This window comes from Mycobacterium sp. SP-6446 (assembly GCF_001954045.1).
Taxonomy (GTDB): domain Bacteria; phylum Actinomycetota; class Actinomycetes; order Mycobacteriales; family Mycobacteriaceae; genus Mycobacterium.
In genome coordinates, this window is sequence record NZ_MBEM01000051.1 from 1 (window position 1) to 22050 (window position 22050).

19 protein-coding genes are annotated in these 22050 nt (G+C 70.0%); 9 read left to right on the forward strand and 10 right to left on the reverse strand.

Annotated elements, in window-relative coordinates; genetic code table 11:
- Positions 1-713: VWA domain-containing protein (locus A5736_RS04005; RefSeq protein ID WP_076244656.1), on the forward strand; the 713-nt coding region annotated here is incomplete at its 5' end.
- Between the two features lie 4 nt (positions 714-717).
- Here the strand turns inward: A5736_RS04005 and A5736_RS04010 are convergent.
- The 4 genes from A5736_RS04010 to A5736_RS04025 all read right to left on the reverse strand — a co-directional run bounded on the left by A5736_RS04010 (position 718) and on the right by A5736_RS04025 (position 4869).
- Entirely contained in the window at positions 718-1701 is a 984-nt protein-coding gene (locus tag A5736_RS04010) for a VWA domain-containing protein (RefSeq protein WP_076123460.1), read from the reverse strand.
- Between the two features lie 81 nt (positions 1702-1782).
- The gene (locus A5736_RS04015; RefSeq protein WP_217695727.1) at positions 1783-2613 is read right to left on the reverse strand and encodes an alpha/beta fold hydrolase; all 831 of its coding nucleotides are present in this window, start codon (positions 2611-2613) and stop codon (positions 1783-1785) included.
- A gap of 47 nt (positions 2614-2660) precedes the next feature.
- Positions 2661-3965 carry a primosomal protein gene (locus A5736_RS04020; RefSeq protein WP_076244658.1) on the reverse strand — a complete coding sequence of 435 codons (1305 nt, stop codon included), beginning with the start codon at positions 3963-3965 and terminating at the stop codon, positions 2661-2663.
- Positions 3966-4035: 70 nt separating this feature from the next.
- Positions 4036-4869, reverse strand: coding sequence for an alkaline phosphatase family protein (locus A5736_RS04025; protein ID WP_076244659.1), 834 nt, complete (start codon positions 4867-4869; stop codon positions 4036-4038).
- Positions 4870-5024: 155 nt separating this feature from the next.
- On the opposite strand from A5736_RS04025, the gene upp reads away from it, so the two are divergent.
- A complete protein-coding gene (gene upp, locus A5736_RS04030) occupies positions 5025-5648 on the forward strand; it encodes a uracil phosphoribosyltransferase (protein WP_076244661.1) in 624 nt (207 codons plus the stop codon).
- A 59-nt stretch (positions 5649-5707) separates the two neighbouring features.
- Here upp and A5736_RS04035 read toward each other — a convergent pair whose 3' ends face one another.
- Positions 5708-7285 (reverse strand): phospho-sugar mutase, encoded by a 1578-nt coding sequence (locus A5736_RS04035; protein WP_076244663.1) that lies wholly within the window; start codon positions 7283-7285, stop codon positions 5708-5710.
- Positions 7286-7290: 5 nt separating this feature from the next.
- Entirely contained in the window at positions 7291-8097 is an 807-nt protein-coding gene (locus A5736_RS04040; protein ID WP_076244664.1) for a purine-nucleoside phosphorylase, read from the reverse strand.
- A gap of 68 nt (positions 8098-8165) precedes the next feature.
- Here A5736_RS04040 and A5736_RS04045 point away from each other — a divergent pair, with 68 nt between their 5' ends.
- The 3 genes from A5736_RS04045 to A5736_RS04055 are packed head-to-tail and all read left to right on the forward strand — an operon-like array spanning position 8166 to position 11248.
- Complete coding sequence (locus A5736_RS04045) at positions 8166-8828, forward strand: cutinase family protein (RefSeq protein ID WP_076244666.1); 663 nt, start codon at positions 8166-8168, stop codon at positions 8826-8828.
- 45 nt (positions 8829-8873) lie between these two features.
- Positions 8874-10067, forward strand: coding sequence for a M20 family metallopeptidase (locus A5736_RS04050; protein WP_076244668.1), 1194 nt, complete (start codon positions 8874-8876; stop codon positions 10065-10067).
- Positions 10064-11248 (forward strand): M20 family metallopeptidase, encoded by a 1185-nt coding sequence (locus A5736_RS04055; RefSeq protein WP_076123469.1) that lies wholly within the window; start codon positions 10064-10066, stop codon positions 11246-11248. The genes A5736_RS04050 and A5736_RS04055 overlap by 4 nt, the downstream gene beginning before the upstream one ends.
- Here A5736_RS04055 and A5736_RS04060 read toward each other — a convergent pair.
- Entirely contained in the window at positions 11245-11724 is a 480-nt protein-coding gene (locus A5736_RS04060) for a gamma-glutamylcyclotransferase (RefSeq protein WP_076123471.1), read from the reverse strand. The two genes, A5736_RS04055 and A5736_RS04060, sit on opposite strands and share 4 nt — an antisense overlap.
- 91 nt (positions 11725-11815) lie before the next feature.
- Between A5736_RS04060 and A5736_RS04065 the strand changes: the two genes are divergently transcribed.
- From A5736_RS04065 to A5736_RS04075, 3 genes are all read left to right on the forward strand, one after another.
- On the forward strand, positions 11816-13231 hold the full coding sequence (locus A5736_RS04065) for an NAD(P)H-quinone dehydrogenase (RefSeq protein WP_076123473.1): 1416 nt from the start codon (positions 11816-11818) through the stop codon (positions 13229-13231).
- Positions 13232-13320: 89 nt separating this feature from the next.
- Positions 13321-15075 carry a glycerol-3-phosphate dehydrogenase/oxidase gene (locus tag A5736_RS04070; RefSeq protein ID WP_076123475.1) on the forward strand — a complete coding sequence of 585 codons (1755 nt, stop codon included), beginning with the start codon at positions 13321-13323 and terminating at the stop codon, positions 15073-15075.
- A gap of 18 nt (positions 15076-15093) precedes the next feature.
- Positions 15094-15978, forward strand: a complete 885-nt coding sequence (locus A5736_RS04075; RefSeq protein ID WP_076244669.1) for a pseudouridine synthase — start codon at positions 15094-15096, stop codon at positions 15976-15978.
- 20 nt (positions 15979-15998) lie between these two features.
- Here the strand turns inward: A5736_RS04075 and A5736_RS04080 are convergent, their stop codons facing one another.
- Positions 15999-16340, reverse strand: coding sequence for a DUF732 domain-containing protein (locus tag A5736_RS04080; RefSeq protein ID WP_076123479.1), 342 nt, complete (start codon positions 16338-16340; stop codon positions 15999-16001).
- A gap of 335 nt (positions 16341-16675) precedes the next feature.
- Between A5736_RS04080 and A5736_RS04085 the strand changes: the two genes are divergently transcribed.
- The gene (locus tag A5736_RS04085; RefSeq protein ID WP_076123481.1) at positions 16676-17593 is read left to right on the forward strand and encodes a PHB depolymerase family esterase; all 918 of its coding nucleotides are present in this window, start codon (positions 16676-16678) and stop codon (positions 17591-17593) included.
- Between the two features lie 6 nt (positions 17594-17599).
- Here the strand turns inward: A5736_RS04085 and nei2 are convergent, their stop codons facing one another.
- Together nei2 and A5736_RS04095 are read right to left on the reverse strand one after the other, a co-directional pair.
- Complete coding sequence (nei2, locus tag A5736_RS04090; RefSeq protein ID WP_076244673.1) at positions 17600-18355, reverse strand: endonuclease VIII Nei2; 756 nt, start codon at positions 18353-18355, stop codon at positions 17600-17602.
- Positions 18356-18359: 4 nt separating this feature from the next.
- The coding region (locus A5736_RS04095; RefSeq protein WP_083667128.1) for a helicase-related protein at positions 18360-22050 on the reverse strand (3691 nt) is incomplete at its 5' end.

Here is a 22050-nt window from a genome sequence, read left to right on the forward strand (position 1 = left end):
TCATGCTGGTGATCGACGTCTCGGAGTCCATGGCTTCCACCGACGTCGCTCCGAACCGGCTGGCCGCCGCGCAGGAGGCCGGCAAGCAGTTCGCCGACCAGCTAACGCCGGCCATCAACCTCGGGTTGGTGGAATTCGCGGCGAACGCCAGCCTGTTGGTCGCGCCGACGACAAACCGCGACGCGGTGAAGGCGGCGATCGACAGCCTGAAGCCGGCCCCGAAAACCGCGACGGGAGAAGGCCTTTTCACCGCGCTGCAGGCGATCGCCACGGTCGGCTCGGTGATGGGAGGCGGCGAAGGTCCGCCGCCGGCGCGGATCGTGCTGGAATCGGACGGCGCCGAAAACGTGCCGTTGGACCCCAACGCGCCACAGGGCGCGTTCACCGCCGCACGTGCAGCCAAGGACCAAGGCGTGCAGATATCGACGATCTCGTTTGGCACGCCGTACGGCACCGTCGAGTTCGAGGGCGCCAGCATTCCCGTTCCGGTCGACGATCGGACGCTGCAGAAAATCTGCGAGATCACCGACGGCCAGGCGTTCCATGCCGACAGCCTGGAATCGCTCAAGGATGTCTACACGACGCTGCAGCACCAGATCGGCTACGAAACCGTGAAGGGTGATGCGAGCCTGGCGTGGATGCTGCTCGGCGCGTTCGTGATGGCCGGCGCGGTATTGGCGGGCCTGTTCCTGAATCGCCGGCTGCCCGCCTGAGCTTTTAGGTGGGAAGTCTTCGGTTGATCAACAGCGCCAAGGCCGTCGCCACCAGCGCGACGATGACCCCGAGCCGCAGCCAGCCTGAACTGCCCGGCCCCGGCACCGTGCGATATCCGATCTCGTTCTCGATGGCGTCGTAGTCCTTGTTGAGCTGTTCGAGATTCGTGGCGGTATAGGACTGCCCGCCGGAAAGCTGGGCGATCTTTTTCATCTGGTCGGTGGAGACGGGCACATTGACCCGCTGGCCGTCCATCTCGATGCTGCCCGTCTTGGTGCCGAACGTGATGGTCGAGACGGGCACCCCCTGATCCTTGGCCAGGCGCGCCGCGGTGTAGACGCCGTCGCGTGGATCGCTGGGATTTTGCGGCTTGTTCTCCCCGCCGTCCGACAGCAGCACGATGCGGGCGGGCGGCGGCTTATCCCCACCCTGAACGGCCGACGCGCTGATCGCGTGCAGTGCGGTGAAGATCGCCTGGCCCGTCGCCGTGCTATCGGCGAACTCGAGCTTCTTCAGGGCCTCGATGGTCGCCTGATGTTGCGGGGTCGGCGGCACCAGCAGGTATGGGACGCCCGCGAAACCGACGAGCCCGAGATTGATGCCCGGCGTCAGCTGGCTCGCGAATTGGCTGGCCGCCTGCTCGGCGGCCTTGAGGCGGTTGGGCTCGACGTCGGTTGCCCGCATGGACTGCGACATGTCGATCACCAGCATGATCACCGCGCGGTTGCGCGGTATGCGCATGTCGTGGGTGGGGGTGGCCAGCGCGATCGTCAGCAGGAACAGACACAGCAGCGACACCGCGATCGGCAGATGCCGCCAGATCGACTGCGGCACCTCCGCCTCGGTGTACCGGCGTAGTCGGTGCCGGCGACGGGCCTGGACAACGACGTAGAGCGCGAGCAGGGCCAGCGGGATCAGAGCGAACAGCAACATCGCCGGGCGCTGGAACCCATACAGCGGTAGCGGGCCGATTCCGGGAAGCGACACTCGGCTCACACCTTCCCGTCGGGGCCGCCACTGAATCACCGGCGGACGCTGCCGCCAGTAAAGAGGAGACTTGACTACCCGTCAAACGCTGGTGGACAGCGTGGCACGCAGGACATCGGCGAACTCGTCTGGTGCCGAGATGAATCCGCCGTGATCGCCGGGAAACTCGATCGGCCGTACTCCGAGGAGCTCGGCCAGGGCAACACTGGTCCGGTACGTGATCAGGCCGCCGGACTCGGCGCCGATCCCGACCACTATCCGCGCGGGGCCGCCGGTGAGGGCAGCGATGTCGGGCCGGTAGGCGGCGGTGCCCCGCAGTTCGTGGGTGATGAACCGGGTGCCATCGGCGAGTTGCTGCGGTGAAGGTTGGGGCGCGACCGGGGCGCCCTGGCCGTCGCCACCGGCCGGCTGGAAGCCCGCGTTGACCATGAACTTCGTCATCGCGGCGGCCAACCCTTCGCGGCGGAAGGTGTCGATGATGTCTTCGGTGTTGGCGCGCTGCTGCGCGGCGTCGGGCAGCAGCTCCAGCAACGGTGGCTCGTGCGCGACGAGCGTGCCGACCCGGGCCGGGTGGCGAGTCACGAGTGCCAGCCCGGTGACCGCGCCGCCCGACGAGCCCACCACGTCCGCCCGATCCGCGCCGAGATCGTCGAGAATCGCGGCGACGTCGTCCGCGCGCAGGTCGGGCGTGGAATCTTGGGTCGGGTCATCGACGGGGCTGCCGGAGATTCCACGCGGGTCGGTGGTGACGACGGTGTGGTCGCCGGCCAGCGCCTCGGCGAGTGGTGCGAAGTCCGCGGCGGGCATCGGCGAGCCGAGTATCACCAGCAGCGGGCCGGCGCCGCGCACCTCATAGTGCAGCCGAGCGCCGGGTACGACGAGCGAGTGGGTGGTCATCGAGGGGGTGGTCATGTAGGGAAGACTCGGCTCGACGGCCGAATTCACCGCGGTTCGCGCCGTTATTCCCGGCGGAGCCGCCCCTCCACGAATTGCTCGAGCTTCTCCCACTCCCGCACCGCGGCGGAATACGGGCCCGCGGGCTTGCCGACCGAGCCGGGCTCCAGCACGTACGCGACCAGTTTGCCCAGGGGTCGGCCGGTTGCGAGGGCCTTGTCGACCGTGCCCTCCTCGGAGTAGTCGCCGATGTCGCGGAGCAACTCGACGGCCAGCTCCAGCTGGTCGCGATCGACGGCGTCGGGCCCGTCGGCGAAGTCGTCGGCCAGTCCGCTGAGCACGTAGATGTTCTCGTCGGTGACGTCGACCGCCAGCGAGCCGTCGGTCGCGGCGGTGCGGATGTCGTCGTAGGTGCTCAGGTCGGACAAGTCGTGGTCGTGCTCGTCGGCGAGGTATCGCGCCAGCGCCCGCTCGGAGCCGAACACACTGATGCGCCCGTTGCGGCCCAGGAAGATCGGGCGATCGTCGAGGTAGCAGCGCAGCGTGTAGAACGTCCCGGAACTCGTCATGATCCGAATCGGGTCGATACCCACCTGCGCCCAGAAGTCCTTGTCGCTGCCCAGCACGACGGTGTCGCCGGCCGCGCGGTCCTCGTCCTCGTCCTCGTCTTCGTCGGTCTCGTCGCCGGCGTCGGGCTCTTCGTTGACCTCGGACTCCTCGGCGGCGTCCTCGTCGGAAGCCTCGGCGTCTTCGTCCTCGCCGTCTTCTTCGAGCTCCTCGGCCAATTCGTCGGCGGCCTTCGCCGACAGCTTCTCGTCGACCTCAGGCGTGCTGACGACGTCGTCTATCGCGCTGAGCACGTCGTCCCAGCTGCGCCCGATGACCTCGGCGATCGCATCCCAGCGTTTGACGCCGGCCTTGCCGGTGAAGTTCTCGATCCCGCCCGACACCGTGCCGAGGCTGGGATTGCCGTTGAAGAACTTCGCCACCGCCGGCAGCTCGCACACCGACCCGATGGACGACACGATGGCCAGCGTGCCGGCCAACGCGGCCACCGACTCCTCGGTCGGTTTCTCCGACACCAGCTCCTCGACGGCGACCAGATCGAATTGCCTGTCCTTGGCGGGGTCGAGGCTGCGCGCGTGGGCGGTGGTCAGCTCCTTCCACGCGGGATGGTCGGCCAGATCGTTGTCGGAGTCCGAACGCACGAATGCGACCAGGTCGGGAACGGTCTCGAAGGCGTACAGGTCGTCGTCCTTGCCCAGGAACGCCTCCCACTCGTCGCCGGCATCGCGCCAGCGGGGTGCCCACACGGTGTAGCGGTCACCGGCGGACAGGCTCAGGCGGATGGGCACGAGGTCAGCAGCCATGCGGCACAGAATAGCGACGGCCGGCGCGCGTGCCGGGGCCGGTGCCAGGCCGGTGGGGGCGGACGCGCCGTTAGGGTGCCCAGATGGTCGCGATCGGGGGAGCGTTGGCCGCGTTACCCGTCTTCGGCAGGCCGTACATCTCTTCCAGGGTGGAAAGCACGTTGTAGTGACTGATCTGCTCGGTGTAGTTGCCGGGCTGCACGTGCGCGCCGTAGATCACCGTCGGGATCTGGTTGCGCGGGCCGCCGTCGTCCTCGTCCCACGTCACGATCAGCAGGCTGTTGTTGGCCAGCGCCCAGTTGGCGTAGCCGGACAGCTGGCGGTTCAGCCAGGTGTCGGCCTGCCCGATCGAGCCGTCGTGCATGTTGTTGTCGTTGTTGGGGATGACGAACGACACGGTCGGCAGGCTGGCGTAATTGCCCATCGGGAACGCGGAGAACGGCACCGAATTCTGCGGCGGCACATTCGTGAAATCGGCCCACGGCACATGCTTGCGTGCGTACTTGCCGGCGCTGCACGCGGGCGAACCGACGGCGGGCAGGTCCTCGGCGAAACCGACGAATGTGTATCCGGCGGCGAGCAATTCGGAGCCGAGGTTAGGGGCATTGCCTCCGTTGACCGGGCACGCGTTGCTGGTCACTCCGAGAGTGCTTCCGGCGAAGAGGGCCAAGTAGTTTGGCTGGCTGGGATGTGTTTCGGCGAATGACTGTGTCATGTTCGCGCCGTGAGTGGCCAGCGCGGTGATGAAGGGCGTCTGCGGGCTGCCGATGATGTGTGCTTGAGAACGGTTCTCTTCCACCACGATTACCACGTGTGCGGGCCGGGGCAGCTCGGCGGCGGCCAGACCCACGCGGGGACTCGACGGAATGGCCGCCAGACCCGTCAGCATGACCGCGCCGGCCATTCCGAGGATGCGATATGCCCAGTCGATCAGCGTTCTCGGACTTCGAATTTCGCGCGACACCCCGGGAGTATATGAACGGGTCACCGACATTGACGGGACGCACGCACGCGTGTCAACGGGCCTTTGCACAAAAGAGGTATATACGCTCGAATTCCATGGATGTCCGCGTCATCGACCACCCCCTGGCCGCCGCCAGGCTGAGCACGCTGCGCGACGAACGCACCGACACCGCGGGGTTCCGGGCCGCGCTGCGCGATCTGACGGCGATGCTGGTCTACGAGGCCACCCGGGACGCGGGCCGCGAGACATTCCCGATCCGCACCCCGCTGGCCGAGACGCTGGGTGTGCGGCTGGCCAACCCGCCGCTGCTGGTGCCCGTCCTGCGCGCCGGGCTGGGCATGGTCGACCAGGCGCTGGAGCTGCTGCCGGAGGCCCGGGTGGGTTTCGTCGGCGTCGCCCGCGACGAGGAAACCCACCAGGCGAGCGGGTACATGGAGTCGCTGCCCGACGACCTAAGCGCGCTGCCGGTGCTGGTGCTGGACCCGATGCTGGCCACCGGCGGATCGCTGAAACACACCGTCGACCTGTTGCAGCGCCGCGGCGCTGCGGACATCACGGTGTTGTGCGTGGTGGCCGCGCCGGAAGGCATTGCGGTGCTTGGGAAAGCGGCGCCGGACGCGCGGCTGTTCACCGTGGCCGTCGACGATGGGCTCAACGAGATCGCCTATATCGTCCCGGGTCTCGGCGACGCGGGGGACCGGCAGTACGGTCCGCGCTAGCTCGGCGACGATGCGCGCCGCGTAGCGGCGGGAGGAGGAGCCGGGCCATCGGACCTAGCTCACCAGGTTTGCGCCGCGAATACTAGCTCGTCGCGTAAGCTGGCCGCCCGTTCGCGGGCCCGGTGCAGGCCGTCGGTCACCGGGCAGCCAATCTCCAAGTAGCACTTCAGTTTCGGTTCGGTCCCGGATGGCCGCACCACGACCCGGACCGACGCCTCGTCGTCCCCGCCGGTGAAGATCAGCGCGTCGCGGATGTCGGTCATGGTCGCCGGGAAGCGCGCCAGCCGTTGCGGCGGGGCGGCCCGCAGCGCCCGCATCAAGGCGGCGGCCTCGTCGGCGTCGGCGACCCGGCGCGACACCGCGGCGACGTCGTGTACGCCGTGGCGCAGGGCCAGCTCGTCGAGCCGATCGGACACCGAGCGGCCCCGCGCTTTGAGCGAGGCCACCAGATCGCACGCCAGCACCGCGGCGCTGATCCCGTCCTTGTCACGCACCGCGGCGGGGTCGACGCAGTGGCCGATCGCCTCCTCGTAGGCGTACACCAGGGTGCCGGGCAGGTCTGCGTCGGCGCGCGCCAACCATTTGAAGCCGGTGAGGGTTTCGACGTGGACCGCGCCGTAATGCGCGGCGATGGCCGCCAGCATCCGCGACGACACCACGGTGCTGGCCACCACGGCGGTCGCGGGCCGCTCATGCGACAGGATGTAATCGCCTAACAGCCAACCGGTTTCGTCCCCGGACAGCATTCGCCATCCCGCTGCCGTCGGGATGCCGACCGCGCACCGGTCGGCGTCGGGATCCAGCGCGATCGCGATGTCGGCACGCGTGTCCGCGGCCAGCGCGAGCAGCGCGTCGGCGGCGCCGGGCTCCTCGGGGTTCGGGAACGCGACGGTGGGGAAGTCGGGGTCGGGTGCGAACTGGGCACCGACGGTGTGCACCTGCTCGAAGCCGGCGCGACGCAGTGCGTCAACGGCGGTGGCGCCGCCGACCCCGTGCAGCGGGGTGAGCGCGACGCGCACCGGGCCGGTCGATCGCCGCACGCCGGCCGCGCGCTCGATGTAGCGCTCGACGAGGTCGGTGTCGGCGAATTCGACGGGCCTGCGGCCGATCCGGTCGGCGAAAGGGGCTGCGGCCATTGCGGTTTCGATCTGGCGGTCGGTCGGTGAGACGATCTGGATGCCGCCGTCGAAGTACACCTTGTACCCGTTGTCGGTGCGCGGATTGTGCGATGCGGTGATCTGTATCCCGGCGGCGGCCCCGGCGTGGCGCACCGCGAAGGCGACCACCGGCGTCGGCACCGGGCCCGGTAGCAGCAGGACCGAAAAGCCCTCGGCGGCGAGCACTTCGGCCGTCACGGTGGCGAAAATCGCCGAGCCGTGCCGGGCGTCGCGCCCGACCACGACCAGGGAACCGGCCAGGCCACGATCCGTGAGCACCCGCGCCACCGCCCACGTTGCCCGCGAGACCACCGCCACGTTCATCGCGTCGGGGCCCGCGCGCACCGGACCGCGCAATCCCGCGGTGCCGAAGGTCAGCGGCCGGGCGAAGCGCGCCGCACGCTCGTCGGGACCGCAGGCGGCGAGCTCGGCGGCCGTCGTCGGGTCCGGGTCGTGCGCGATCCACTCCTCGGGCGTCATGCGCTCTAAAACCGGGCTATGACGTCCGCCAGCAGGGCGCCCATCCGGCCCGCGGACGCGTCCCCCGCGGAGACCACGTCGGCGTGCCGCAGCGGCGCGGGCGTGAGACCCGCGGCCAGGTTCGTCACCAGAGAGATGCCGAGGACCTCCGCGCCGGCGGCCCGCGCCGCGATGGTCTCGTGCACCGTCGACATGCCCACCAGGTCGGCGCCGAGGGTGCGAAGCATCCGGATCTCCGCCGGCGTCTCGTAGTGCGGCCCCGGCAGGCCCGCGTACACGCCTTCGGTCAGCTGCGGGTTGCTGTCGCGGGCGAGCTTGCGCAGCCGCGGCGCATAGGCGTCGGTCAGGTCCACGAACTGCGCACCGACGAGCGGCGAACGCCCGGTCAGGTTCAGGTGGTCGCTGATCAGCACCGGCTCGCCGACCCGCATGTCCGGACGCAGGGCGCCGGCTGCGTTGGTCAGTACGACGATCCGCGCCCCGGCCGCACAGGCGGCCCGCACCGCGTGCACGACGTGGGCCAGGTCATGCCCTTCGTAGGCGTGCACCCGGCCGGCCAGTACCAGCACCCGGTGCTCGCCGATGCGCACCGACATGAGCTCGCCGGTGTGTCCGACCGCGCGTGGCGGCGCGAACCCCGGCAGCTCGGCCTGGGGTAGCACGACGGTTGGGGAGCCCAGCGCGGCGACCGCCGGCGCCCATCCGGAGCCCAGGACCACGGCGACGTCGTGCTCGCCGATCCCCGTGCGCTCGGCGATGGCCCGTGCGGCTAGTCGCGCGAGTTCGTCGGGCGCGGGCGGGGATTCGGCCACAGTCGGGCAGCTTAACCCGGTGACGCCTCACCCGGCGGTTGTCACCGGCATATGTCAGGATCTGCCGTATGCGTCTTCGTAGCTGGCAGGTTGTCGGCCTGGTTGTCGCTCTCGCTCTGTCGGTGGCCACGCTCGCGTGCGGCCCGGCGCCGACTGCGCGCGCCGGGTGTCCCGACGTCCAACTCATCTTCGTCAGGGGTACCGCCGAACCGCCCGGCCTGGGGGCGGTGGGCGATGCGCTCTTCGCGGCACTGCAGCCCGCCCTCGGTTCACGCACCGTCGACTCGTATGCGGTCAACTATCCGGCCAGCTACAACTTTCTGACCACCGCCGACGGCGCGAACGACGCGCGCGATCACATCGCGGCGATGGTCGACCAATGCCCGGCCACGCGGCTGGTGCTCGGCGGCTTCTCGCAGGGCGCGGCCGCGGTGTCGATGCTGGCGGGGGTGCCGCCCGTCGGCCAGCGGATCGGCAACTTCGGGTCGGCTCCCGCGTTGGATCCCGGTCTCGCCAGCAAGGTGCGGGCGGTCGCGGTGTTCGGCAATCCGGGCAACCGCTTCAACACGCCCCTTTCGACGACGGGTGCGTTCGCCGGCCGGGCGATCGACCTGTGCAGCGATGGCGATCCCGTCTGCGTCGTCGGCGGTCGCGACCGGGACGCGCACCACGTCTACGAGGTGCCGCCTTATCCCGGCCAGGCGGCGGGGTTCATCGCCGGACTGGTGTAGGCCTTCGACCCTCGGGCCGTTGTGGCCGGGTGAGATACTGCGAGGATGCCCGCAGCACCCGCACTGGCCAACGTCGAGGACGTGGTGCGGCGTCGCGGATCCGACCTGGTCGAGCTGTCCCACGCCATCCACGCCGAGCCTGAGCTGGCGTTCGCCGAGCATCGCAGCTGCGCCAAGGCGCAGGCGCTGGTCGCCGAGCGGGGTTTCCAGATCACCGCGCGACCCGGAGGTTTGGAGACGGCCTTTCGCGCCGACTTCGGCAGCGGACCGCTGGTGGTCGGGATCTGCGCCGAGTACGACGCGCTGCCGGAGATCGGGCACGCGTGCGGGCACAACATCATCGCGGCCTCGGCGGTCGGGACCGCGCTGGCGCTGGCCGAGGTGGCCGACGACCTGGGCCTGACGGTGTCGCTGCTGGGAACCCCCGCCGAGGAGGCCGGCGGCGGCAAGGAACTGCTGCTGCAAGCCGGGGTGTTCGACGACGTCGCGGTCGCGGTGATGGTGCATCCGGGGCCGGCCGACATCGCCGGGGCCCGCTCGTTGGCGCTGTCCGAAGCGGTCGTCGACTACCGCGGCAAGGAATCCCATGCCGCCGTCGCGCCGCACCTGGGGATCAACGCGGCCGACGCCGTCACCGTCGCGCAGGTCGCGATCGGGCTGCTGCGCCAGCAACTGGCACCGGGGCAGCTGGTGCACGGGATCGTCACCAACGGCGGACAGGCCGTCAACGTCATCCCCGGCCACGCGACATTGCAGTACGCGATGCGCGCGGTCGAATCGGATTCGCTGCGAGAGCTGGAGGGCCGGATGTTCGCGTGCTTTTCCGCGGGCGCGCTGGCCACCGGCTGCGAATACGAAATCAACCAGCCCGCACCGCCATACGCCGAGCTCAAACCCGACCGATGGCTGGCCGGCGTCTTCCGCGACGAGATGCGCCGGCTGGGGCGCAACCCGGTCGGCCCCGAGATCGAGGACGCGCTGCCGATGGGCAGCACCGACATGGGCAACGTGACGCAGGTTCTGCCCGGGATCCACCCGATCATCGGCGTCGACGCCGGTGGCGCCACGGTTCACCAGCGCGCCTTTGCCGCCGCGGCCGCCGGTCCTAGTGCCGATCGCGCGGTCGTCGAGGGCGCAATCATGTTGGCGCGCACGGTCGTTCACCTCGCCGAGTCGCCCGATGAACGCGACCGGGTGCTGACCGCGCGGCAGCGCAGAAACGGCGGGGGCGACGCATGAGCCTGGTCGACACCGCCGAGTCGTGGCTGGCCGCCCACCACGAAGACCTGATCGAGTGGCGCCGTCACATCCACCGCTATCCCGAGCTGGGCCGACAGGAGTACGCCACCACGCAGTTCGTCGCCGAGCGGTTAGCCGACGCCGGGCTCAACCCCAAGGTGCTGCCCGGCGGTACGGGACTGACCTGTGATTTCGGTCCCGACCACGAGCCGAGAATCGCGCTGCGGGCCGACATGGACGCGCTGCCGATGGCCGAGCTGACCGGCGCGCCGTACACCTCGACGATGCCCAACGTCGCGCACGCCTGCGGGCACGACGCGCACACCGCCATCCTGCTGGGCACCGCGCTGGCGCTGGCGTCGGTGCCCGAGCTGCCGGTCGGGGTGCGGCTGATCTTTCAGGCCGCCGAGGAGTTGATGCCCGGCGGCGCGATCGACGCCATCGCCGCCGGGGCGCTGACCGGGGTATCGCGGATCTTCGCGCTGCACTGCGACCCCCGGCTGGAAGTCGGCAAGGTCGCGGTGCGGCAGGGCCCCATCACGTCGGCCGCCGACCAGATCGAGATCACGCTGTACTCGCCGGGCGGCCATACCTCGCGGCCGCACCTGACCGCCGACCTGGTCTACGGGCTGGGCACGCTGATCACCGGGCTGCCCGGGGTGCTGTCGCGCCGCATCGACCCGCGCAACGGCACCGTGTTGGTGTGGGGCGCGGTCAATGCCGGCGTCGCGGCCAACGCCATTCCGCAATCCGGCGTGCTGGCCGGCACCGTGCGCACCGCCAGCAGGCAGACATGGGTAGGGCTGGAAGAGTTCATCCGCGAGGCCGTGAGCGCGCTGCTGTCGCCGCTGGCGATCGAACACACGCTGCAATACCGGCGCGGGGTTCCGCCCGTGGTCAATGAGGAAGTCTCGACCCGCATCCTCATGCATGCGATCGAAGCCGTCGGCCCCGACGTGCTGTCCGACACCCGGCAGTCCGGCGGCGGCGAGGATTTCTCCTGGTATCTGGAGGAAATCCCCGGCGCGATGGCACGATTGGGCGTGTGGTCCGGCGAGGGACCGCAGCTGGACCTGCACCAGCCGACGTTCGACCTCGACGAACGGTCCCTGGCGATCGGGCTGCGGGTGATGGTCAACATCATCGAGCAGACCGCCGTCGTCGAGTCGGCGCTGTTCTAAGCGGAGGTTCCCGGGCCGATGTTGCGGGCCGGACGGGTCCTCAGATCGTGGACGTAATCGCTTGGGGCGCCAGCGATTTCGGCGGCGTCGGCCATGACGCCCAGATATCGCGCCGACGGCAGGCCACCCTCCCACGCGTCCAGCACATACAGCCACGCCAGCACGGGATCGGTGGTGGTGTCGGAGGACAGGCGTTCGACGCGACAGCGAATTTTCTTGTGCACGCCGAACTCCGAGCCCTCCCAGCGGTCGAGGTTCCGCTCGTCCGCCGGCGTCATGTCGTAGAGGACGACGAACACCTTCGAATTCGGGTCCTCGACGATCGTGGCCAGGGCGCCTTCCCAGCCGATGTCCTCGCCGCCGAACGTCAACCGCCAGCCCGGCAGCCAGCCGGTTCCGGCCATCGGCGAGTGCGGCGCACGCTGCAGCATCTGCTCGGGATGCATGTTCGACCCGTAGGCGGCGTAGAGCGGCACGGGAAAAAGCTTAAACGGCGCACCCGCGGGCGGTATTCATCCAACGGCTCCGCGCTGCGGCGAGCGCCGTCGTCCCGATAGGTTAAGGACCGTGGTAACGCGCATCGTGATCCTGGGCGGAGGCCCGGCCGGTTACGAAGCCGCGCTGGTCGCTGCCACCTCCCATCCCGACACGACGCACGTCACCGTGATCGACTCCGAGGGCATCGGTGGCGCGGCCGTGCTGGACGACTGCGTGCCGTCCAAGACATTCATCGCGTCCACCGGCCTGCGCACCGAACTGCGCCGGGCGCCTCGGCTGGGTTTCGACATCGACTTCGAAGACGCCAAGATCTCGCTGCCGCAGATCCACGCCCGGGTCAAGACGCTGGCGGCCGAGCAATCCGCGGACATCGCCGCCCAGCTGCTCGCCGTAGGCGTCCAGGTGGTCGCGGGCCGGGGCGAGCTCGTCGACCCCGCGCCCGGCCTGGCCAAGCACCGCATCAAGGCCACCGCCGCCGATGGCACCACCAGCGAGCACGAAGCCGACGTCGTGCTCATCGCCACCGGCGCCAGCCCGCGGATCCTGCCGACGGCCCAGCCCGATGGCGAGCGGATCCTGACGTGGCGGCAGCTCTACGACCTGGAAGCGCTGCCCGAGCACCTGATCGTGGTGGGCTCCGGGGTGACCGGCGCCGAATTCGTGCACGCCTACACCGAGTTGGGCGTGCGCGTATCGGTCGCGGCCAGCCGGGACCGGGTGCTGCCGTACGAAGACGCCGACGCCGCGCTCGTCCTGGAAGAGTCGTTCGCCGAACGCGGGGTGCAGCTCTTCAAGAACGCGCGTGCCGAATCGGTCACCCGCACCGACGCCGGGGTGTTGGTCACCATGACGGATGGCCGCACCGTCGAGGGCAGCCACGCGCTGATGACCATCGGATCCGTTCCCAACACCGGCGGACTGGGTCTGGACAGGGTCGGCATCGAGCTGGGCCGCGGCAATTACCTGACCGTGGACCGGGTTTCGCGCACCTCGGTGCCCGGGATCTATGCGGCGGGGGACTGCACGGGTCTGTTGCTGTTGGCGTCGGTCGCGGCGATGCAGGGCCGGATCGCGATGTATCACGCGCTGGGGGAGGGCGTGAGCCCGATCCGGCTGCGCACGGTCGCCGCGACGGTGTTCACCCGCCCGGAGATCGCCGCCGTCGGGGTGCCGCAGTCGATGATCGACGACGGTTCGGTGCCCGCGCGGACCATCATGCTGCCGCTGCGGACCAACGCGCGCGCAAAGATGTCGGGCCTGCGGCAGGGCTTCGTCAAGGTTTTCTGCCGCCGTTCGACCGGCGTGGTGATCGGCGGCGTGGTGGTGGCGCCGATCGCGTCCGAGCTGATCCTGCCGATCGCCGTGGCTGTGCAAAACCGCATCACCGTCAACGAGTTGGCGCAGACGCTGGCCGTTTACCCGTCGTTGTCGGGGTCGATCACCGAGGCGGCCCGGCGGCTGATGGCGCACGACGATCTCGACTGAACGCCACTCAAAGGCGCCCGACGAACTAGCCTGGGAGCAGTCCTACCGACGAGTAACTGACGGGAACCCCCGATGAGGAGTCTTTTGCCGTGAGTGACCCGATCCATGCGCCGACCGAACAGACCTGGCCGGCGTCCGTGCTTGGACCGCAGCAGCGCGAGGTGGCGTGGGAGCGGCTAGGCACCGAGCAGTTCGACGTGGTGGTCATCGGCGGCGGCGTGGTGGGCGCCGGGTGCGCGCTGGACGCCGCCACCCGTGGGCTCAAGGTGGCGCTGGTCGAGGCGCGCGACCTGGCGTCCGGCACGTCGAGCCGCTCGTCGAAGATGTTCCACGGTGGGCTGCGCTACCTCGAGCAGCTGGAATTCGGGCTGGTCCGCGAGGCGCTCTACGAGCGCGAGCTGTCGCTGACGACGCTGGCGCCCCATTTGGTCAAGCCACTACCGTTCCTGTTTCCGCTCACCAAGCGGGTCTGGGAGCGGCCGTACATCGCGGCGGGCATCTTCCTCTACGACCGGCTTGGTGGCGCGAAATCGGTTCCGGCGCAAAAACATTTGACCCGCGCCGGGGCGCTGCGGCTAAGCCCCGGCCTAAAACGCAGCTCGCTCATCGGCGGCATCCGCTACTACGACACCGTCGTCGACGACGCCCGGCACACCATGACGGTCGCGCGCACCGCGGCGCATTACGGCGCGGTGGTGCGATCGTCGACCCAGGCGGTCGGATTGCTGCGCGACGGCGACCGGGTGATCGGCGTGCGCGTCCGCGACTCCGAGGACGGCGCGATCACCGAGGTCCGCGGCCACGTCGTCGTCAACGCGACCGGCGTGTGGACCGACGAGATTCAGGCATTGTCCAAGCAGCGCGGGCGATTCCAGGTGCGTGCGTCCAAGGGCGTACACGTGGTGGTGCCGCGCGACCGGATCGTCAGCGACGTCGCGATGATCCTGCGCACCGAGAAGTCGGTGATGTTCATCATCCCGTGGGGCAACCACTGGATCATCGGAACCACGGACACCGACTGGAATCTCGACCTGGCCCACCCCGCGGCCACCAAGGCCGACATCGACTACATCCTGGGCACCGTCAACAGCGTGCTGGCCACGCCGTTGACCCACGCCGACATCGACGGCGTGTACGCGGGGCTGCGCCCGTTGCTCGCGGGGGAGAGCGACGACACCTCCAAGCTGTCCCGGGAACACGCGGTGGCGGTGCCCGCGGCGGGCCTGGTGGCCATCGCCGGCGGCAAGTACACGACCTACCGGGTGATGGCGGCCGACGCGATCGACGCTGCGGCCCAATACGTTCCGGCCCGGGTCGCGCCGTCGATCACGGAGAAGGTGAGCCTGCTGGGCGCCGACGGCTACTTCGCGCTGATCAATCAGGCCGAACACGTCGGCGCGTTGCAGGGCCTGCATCCCTACCGGGTGCGCCATCTGCTCGATCGCTACGGCTCGCTGATCGGCGACGTGCTGGAGATGGCGGCCGAAACCCCCGGCCTGCTCAGCCCGATCAAGGAAGCGCCCGGCTACCTGCGGGTCGAAGCCGTGTATGCGGCGGCCGCCGAGGGTGCGCTGCATCTGGAGGACATCCTGGCCCGCCGCATGCGCATCTCGATCGAGTATTCGCACCGCGGCGTCGACTGCGCCAGGGAGGTGGCCGATCTCGTGGCCCCGGTACTGGGGTGGAGCGCCGCGGACGTCGACCGTGAGGTCGCGAACTACACCGCCCGGGTGGAGGCCGAGATCCTGTCGCAGGCGCAGCCCGACGACGTGTCGGCCGATGAGTTGCGCGCCAGCGCGCCCGAGGCCCGCGCCGAGATCCTCGAGCCGGTGCCGCTCAATTGAGTCCCGATTGAGGCCGCGGTGAGGGCCGCGCCACTGCCGGTCCGCGACGGGCTGGGCCCCGCGCGGGTGCGGTTGCGCGGGGGACCGGTGCTGGCCGAACTGACCGCGCGATTCGGCGAACCCGCCCGCGCGAAGGTGCTGGCCGGGGAAGTCGTCGACGCCGACGGCGTGGTGGTCGACCACGCCACCGTGCTGCCCGCGGGCGCGGCCGTCTACCTGTATCGCGAACTGCCGCACGAGGTTCCGGTGCCCTTCGACATGCCGGTGCTGTATCGCGATGCCGACATCGTCGTCGTCGACAAGCCGCACTTCCTGGCCACCATGCCGCGCGGGCAGCACGTCGCGCAGACCGCGCTGGTGCGGTTGCGACGGCAACTGGGGCTGCCCGAGCTGAGCCCGGCGCACCGGCTGGACCGGCTGACGGCCGGGGTGCTGCTGTTCACTGTCCGGCGCGAGCTGCGCGGCGCCTACCAGTCACTGTTCGCCCGCGGGTTGGTGCACAAGACGTACCTGGCGCGCGCGGCCGTCGATCCCGCCCTGGCGCTGCCGCGGGTGGTCCGCAGCCGCATCGTCAAGCGGCGCGGACACTTACAGGCGGTCTGCGAGCCCGGCACGCCCAACGCGGAGACGCTGGTGGAACTCTCCCCCGCAAGCGGGAAGTACCCCCAGTCGCCGGACGGTCTGTATCGGTTGACGCCGCGCACGGGACGCACCCATCAGCTGCGGGTGCACATGGCCTCACTCGGGATACCGATCGCGGGTGATCCGTTGTACCCCAACGTCATTGACGTGCCACCCGGCGACTTCGGCACACCGCTTCGATTGCTGGCCCAGCGCATCGAGTTCGACGATCCGGTGACCGGATCACACCGCGAATTCGTCAGCCGCCGAGAAGGGCCGTGAGCCAATCGAATCGGCCTAGGTCAGCTCGCCGGCGGGTTGTTGCCGGGGCCTTCCTCCGGCATGTACTGCGGGCAGTACACCTTGATGGCCGCCCCGACGAAGTAGCCGCAGTGGTAAGCGGGCATGCTGCTGCTGTTCACCACGTCGGTGGCCACGTCGCTGGGCTTCGCGCCGTCGTCCAGTTTCTGGCAGACCGTGTGGCCCGCCTCGATCGCGTGTGCGGGAGATACGTGGTCGGTGATGCCCTCTTGCTTGAGGATCGCCAGGAATTTGTCGTCTTGGGTGTTGGCATGCGCGCTCGGGACTACTGCCAGCGGGCCAAGCAAAGCGACCGCCACGGCCAGAAGAAGGCGGTAAACCATTTCGGATCTCCCCTAAGTGAGATGGTTTGCTGAAGCCAAGTTGGTCCGCCAACGTGGGTGTTTCAGCTTCTACGGGCAACATTCTCCGGGGTACATCGATTTCTGACAACCGCACGCCCAGGTCAAAGGGTAGTTGTACATATTTTGTTCACCCGCCGGTCAGGTTTTCGACAGAGCAAGAGCACGGCAAGCACGGCCAGGTCACCGCGGCGCCGCTCCCGTCGCGAGCTGGCGCGAAATCAAAATCACGGTGATCGAAGCGGTGGTCGCCGCGGGCGTGACGAAGCTCATAGGGCGGCGCTGCCGAACCGCCGGGCGATAGGTAATTTGACGACATGCCATGGGCGCGATTGCTGTCGGTCAGCGTCCTCGCACTTTGCCTCGTTGGATGCGGCGAGCGCCACGTGTCGGCGGCCAGCGCTCGAGATCTCGCGGGGACGTTCCGTTCCGGCGGCATGGACCGCACCTACACGCTGCACGTGCCGCCCGGCGATCCCGTCGCGCTGGTGCTCAGCCTGCACGGCGGCGGCGGTACCGGGATCGGGCAGCAGGGCCTCACCGACTTCGACACCGTCGCCGATGCCCATGGCCTGCTCGTGGTCTATCCCGATGGTTACGACAAGAGCTGGGCCGACGGGCGCGGGGCGTCGCCGGCGGACCGCCGCCATGTCGACGACGTCGGGTTCCTGGTCGGCTTGGTGGGCAAGCTGCGCAACGACTACGGCGTCGCCGCGGGGCACGTGTTCGCCACCGGCATGTCCAACGGGGGCTTCATGTCCAACCGGCTGGCGTGCGATCGCGCCGACGTGTTCGCGGCGATCGCGCCGGTGGCGGGCACGCTGGGCACGGGTGTTGCCTGCAATCCGTCGCGCCCGGTCTCGGTGTGGGAGGCGCACGGAACCGCCGACCCGCTGGTGCGTTTCAACGGCGGCGACGTGCGGGGTCGCGGCGGTGTCAGCCACTCGATATCCGCCGCCGCCATGGTGAGCAAGTGGCGCATTGTGGATGGGTGCCAAGGCGATCCGACGGCGGACGCGCTACCCAGCGTCGGTGACGGCACCGTCGTTCACCGCTTCGACTCCACGGCGTGCGCGCAGTCAACCGAGGTGGTCTTCTACCAGATCGACAACGGCGGACACACGTGGCCGGGCGGCAAGCAATACCTGCCCAAGGCGGTCATCGGGTCCACCACGCGCGCGCTGGACGCATCGGAAGCGATCGCGCAGTTTTTCCTGGCGCATGCGCGCGACTAGCCGGGTTCAGCGCTGGCAGCTGGGGCACCAGTAGGTCACCCGCTCACCGGTGTCGTCGGATTCGATGCGCGTGCCGCAGCGCCGGCAACCCTGCCCGGCCCGGCCGTAGACCCACAGCTGGCGACCCGGCCGGGTGTCGCCGGTGGTGCAGCGATTCCAGCGTAACCGGTTGGCCCACAACATATCCCGGGCGCGGGAGACCAGGCGGCGCGCGTCGGTGACCGCGCTCACGGGCGCGGTGGGCAGGTGTCCGCTGACGAAACACAGTTCGTTGCAATACACATTGCCGATGCCCGCCAGCACCCGCTGATCCAGCAGCGCCTCGGCGATCGGTCGGTCCGGGCGCGCCGTGACGTTGGCGGCGGCGACCTGTGGATCCCAATCTTGGCCCAGCAGATCGGGTCCCAGGTGGGCGACTACGTCGGTGTCGTGGTCGCGGTCGAGGACCTCCAGCACGCCGAGGTCGATGCCGACCGCCCGAACCGGACCGGCTTCCAGGATGATTCGCGTCCGGTGATCCACCCGCATCGGGCGGTCGCCGACCCGCCAGCTGCCGTCCATCTTCAGGTGCGAGTGAATGCTGGCCCGCCCGACGCGGACGAACAAATGCTTGCCGCGGCTGAACACGTCGTCGACCACGTGCCCGGTGAGGTCAACGGTGGCGAACTGCGGCACCCGGATATCGCAGCGGGTCAGCGTCTGCCCGGCCAGATGTTGGCGCAGGGTTGCCGCCGTATGCCAAACGGTGTCGCCTTCCGGCATCGCCTCACCGCAGCCGCATCCCGCGCGGGGTGCGCACGAAGCCGGCATCGGACAGGGCGTCGACGGGACCGGGCCCGCCGGCGCGCGGTTGCAGGGCGGGCACTCCGTCGATGCGTTCGACGAGAATCGACGCGACGCGGCGGGTGGAGACCAAATCGGCCAACGCCAGGGCCGCCGCGTGGTCGGCGGCCGGATCGTCGGTGAAGGTGAGCAGGGAGCGTCCGCCGCGCTCGAGGAACCACGCGAGCTCGCCGTCCACCAGCACGACCAGCGCCCCGGCCTTGCGGCCCGGCCGCGCCCCGGGGCCGGGCCCGTCCTCGCTCGGCGTCGGCCAGGGCAGCGCGGCGCCGTAGGGATTCGCCGGGTCGGCGGCGGCCAGCACGACCGCCCGGTACTCCGGTCGCTCGGGGTCGATCCCGTCGAGATAGCTGCGCAGCCGGTCCACGGTCGAGGCGACGGCGAACTGCGCCCCGCCCAGCGACTCGACGAAATAGCCCCGCTGGCACCTGCCGGCTTCCTCGAACGTGCTCAACACCTTGTAGAGGGTGGCGAATCCGCCGGGGACGCCCTCGGCGGCCACCGCTCCTCTGGTCAGCACGCCGTGCCGGTTCAGCAGCAGCTCGGCCTGGTAATGGGCTCGCACCGTGGAGTCCGGCTCGGGAGCGGGCAGCGCCGACCACCGCCCGGCGACGGTCGGGTCGGTCGGGCGGTGCTGGGCGTGCGCGACGCTGTAGCGGCTGAGCCGGGGCGGACGATGCGCTCGGTGTGCGGGTGCGGAACGCTTGCGGGAGCCCGTGCCGCCCAGGACTGCGCGCACCGGGGCGAACGTGTCGCCGGTGACCCAGCCGGCCCAAATCAGTTCCCACAGCGCGGCTTTCAGCGCCGCCTCGCCGACACCGTGCTGCGCGAGCTGGCGGAAGAAGTACGCGCCGCCGCCCGCCAGCGTGTCCAGGATCGCGCGGTGGGTGTCAGTGAAGTCGATTTCGGCCGGCGCCGCCAGGGTCAGGGGTGCGGATTCGCTGGTGTGGAACGCGATCCAGCCGTCGCTGCCCGAGATCGCCCCGGCGCCCGACCAGGTGACTTCGCCCGTCGCGAGCAGTTCGTCGAGCATCGCGGGCGAGTAGTCGCGGATCCGGGGGGCCAGCACCAGCGGTTCGATCGCCGAGGCCGGCATCCGGACACCGGCCAGCTGATCGACCACGGACATCAGCCCGTCGATACCCGACTGTGGCGACGACACCCGGTGCCAGGCCGGCAGGAACCGGCCGTAGGCGGCGGTGCTCACCGGCTCGACCTGAGCACGCAGGGCGGCCAGCGAGCGCCGCCGCAGGATGCGCAACACGTCGGCGTCGCACCACTGTTCGGCGCCCGGGCCCGACATCTCGGCGGGTGCCACGAAGTCGCCACGGACCAGCCGCCCGTCGGCCGCCAGCCGGCCCAGCACGTCGGCGGTCACCCGCAGTCCCAGGCCGAAGCGGGCGGCGACTTCCGCGGTGGTGAACGGGGTATGGGTGCGCGCGTAGCGGCCCAGCAGCTCGCCCAGCGGGTCGGCCACCTCCTCGGTGAAGGCGATCGGGACGCCCGGCGGGACCGCCGCCCCGACCCCGTCGCGCAGCCGGCCGATGTCTTCGACCGCCACCCACCAGCTGCGGCCGGCGAATGACACCGTCAACGCGCGCCGGGCCACGTGCAGGCCTTCCAGCCAGCCGCCGACATCGGCGCCACCGGCACGCGCCGCGACCTCGTCTTCGGTCAGCGGGCCGAGCAGTCGCAGCAGGTCCGCGACCGCCTCGGCATCGCGGGCGGCCCGATCGGCCGACAGGTGCTGCAATTGGCGGCCGGTCGCGGCGATGACCTCCGGATCGAGCAGCTCGCGCAGCTCCACGCGGCCGAGCAGCTCGGCCAGCAGCGTGCTGTCCAGCGACAGCGCCGCGGCGCGGCGCTCGGCCAGCGGGGAATCGCCCTCGTACATGAACGCGCCGACATAGCCGAACAACAGCGAGGCCGCGAACGGCGAGGGCGTGGCCGTCTCGGTTTCGACCACCCGCACCCGGCGGGCGGCGATGCCGGCCATCAACTCGACCAGCGCAGGGACGTCGTAGACGTCCTGCAGGCACTCCCGGATGGTCTCCAGCACGACGGGGAAGTCGGGGTATTTCCGTGCGACGTCCAGAAGTTGGGCCGCGCGCTGGCGCTGGTGCCACAGCGGTGAGCGGCGGCCCGGGTGGCGGCGGGGGAGCAGCAGGGCGCGGGCCGCGCACTCCCGGAACCGCGACGCGAACAACGCCGACCCGCCCACTTCGGCGGTGACGATCGGATCGATCTCGTCGGCGTCGAAGACGAAAAGCTCCGCACCCGGCGGTGTTTCCGCGGTGTCGGACAGGGTGTCGGGCAGGTGCACCACGATGCCGTCGTCGGAGGCGGTCGGTTTCTCGTCGATCCCGAAGCGTTCGTAGAGGCGGCGGCCCACGGCCAGCGCGAGCGGCCCGTGCACCCGCAGCCCGTACGGCGAGTGCAGGATCACCCGCCAGTCGCCAAGTTCGTCGCGGAACCGCTCCACCAGCAGCGTGGTGTCGGTGGGGACGACGTTGGTGGCCGTTTTCTGGTCGTCCAGCAGCTTCCACAGGTTTTCGGTCGCGTAGGCATCGAAACCCAAACTCGCGCAACGTTTGTCGAATGCATCGCGGTCCAGGCCGGCCAGCTCGCCGGTGAACGCGCCCAGCGCGGCTCCGAGTTCGGCGGGCCGGCCGACGTCGTCACCCCGCCAGAACGGCAGCCGCGCCGGCTGGCCGGGCGCCGGGATCACCAGCACCCGGTCGTGGGTGATCTCGGTGATCCGCCAGCTGGTCGCGCCCAGCGAGATGACATCGCCCGGCCGTGACTCGTAAACCATTTCCTCGTCGAGTTCGCCCACCCGCGAAGGCTTTTCGGACTCGGTGGCGAGGTAGACGGTGAACAGCCCGCGATCGGGGATGGCGCCACCGGAGGTGACGGCGAGGCGCTGCGCCCCGGGCCGCGCGGTCAGCGTGCCGGCGTCGCGGTCGTAGACCAATCGCGGTCGCAGCTCGGCGAATTCGGTGGACGGATACTTCCCGGACAGCAGGTCCAGCGTGGCCTCGAAGACGCTGCGTGGCAGTGTCGCGAACGGCGCGGCTCGCCGTACGGTGTCGAACCAGCGGTCGGCGTCGAGTGGCTCCAGCGCGGCCGCGGCCACGGTGTGCTGCGCCAGGATGTCGAGCGGGTTGGCGGGCACCCGCATGGTCTCGATCTGCCCGGCGAGCATCCGCTGCACGGTCACCGCGCAGCCGATCAGGTCGGTGCGGTGCTTGGGGAACAGCGCCCCCCGCGAGACTTCGCCGACCTGATGGCCGGCCCGTCCGATGCGCTGCAGGCCGCTGGCCACCGACGGCGGCGCCTCCACCTGGATCACCAGGTCGACGGCGCCCATGTCGATGCCCAGTTCCAGGCTCGACGTCGCGACCACCGCCTTGAGCAGCCCGCGTTTGAGGGCTTCCTCGACGACGGCGCGCTGTTCCTTGCTGACCGAGCCGTGGTGGGCGCGCGCCAGCACCGGCTCGGCGCCGTAGGTCTGGCCGCTGCCCAACAGGTGGGCCGGCGCGCCCAGCGCATCGGGCTCTCGGCGACCGTGCGTCCGCCCGAGGAACTCGCCCGGTTCCTGTCCGGCCAGGCGCGGA

What these genes read in the sequence shown, in the direction of transcription:
- A5736_RS04015 (WP_217695727.1), bottom strand. Translation starts at nt 2,613, where the DNA reads ATGACCACCCCCTCGATGACCACCCACTCGCTCGTCGTACCCGGCGCT.
- A5736_RS04020 (WP_076244658.1), bottom strand. Translation starts at nt 3,965, where the DNA reads ATGGCTGCTGACCTCGTGCCCATCCGCCTGAGCCTGTCCGCCGGTGAC.
- A5736_RS04025 (WP_076244659.1), bottom strand. Translation starts at nt 4,869, where the DNA reads ATGGCCGGCGCGGTCATGCTGACGGGTCTGGCGGCCATTCCGTCGAGT.
- upp (WP_076244661.1), top strand. Translation starts at nt 5,025, where the DNA reads ATGGATGTCCGCGTCATCGACCACCCCCTGGCCGCCGCCAGGCTGAGC.
- A5736_RS04035 (WP_076244663.1), bottom strand. Translation starts at nt 7,285, where the DNA reads ATGACGCCCGAGGAGTGGATCGCGCACGACCCGGACCCGACGACGGCC.
- A5736_RS04045 (WP_076244666.1), top strand. Translation starts at nt 8,166, where the DNA reads ATGCGTCTTCGTAGCTGGCAGGTTGTCGGCCTGGTTGTCGCTCTCGCT.
- A5736_RS04050 (WP_076244668.1), top strand. Translation starts at nt 8,874, where the DNA reads ATGCCCGCAGCACCCGCACTGGCCAACGTCGAGGACGTGGTGCGGCGT.
- A5736_RS04055 (WP_076123469.1), top strand. Translation starts at nt 10,064, where the DNA reads ATGAGCCTGGTCGACACCGCCGAGTCGTGGCTGGCCGCCCACCACGAA.
- A5736_RS04080 (WP_076123479.1), bottom strand. Translation starts at nt 16,340, where the DNA reads ATGGTTTACCGCCTTCTTCTGGCCGTGGCGGTCGCTTTGCTTGGCCCG.
- A5736_RS04085 (WP_076123481.1), top strand. Translation starts at nt 16,676, where the DNA reads ATGCCATGGGCGCGATTGCTGTCGGTCAGCGTCCTCGCACTTTGCCTC.
- nei2 (WP_076244673.1), bottom strand. Translation starts at nt 18,355, where the DNA reads ATGCCGGAAGGCGACACCGTTTGGCATACGGCGGCAACCCTGCGCCAA.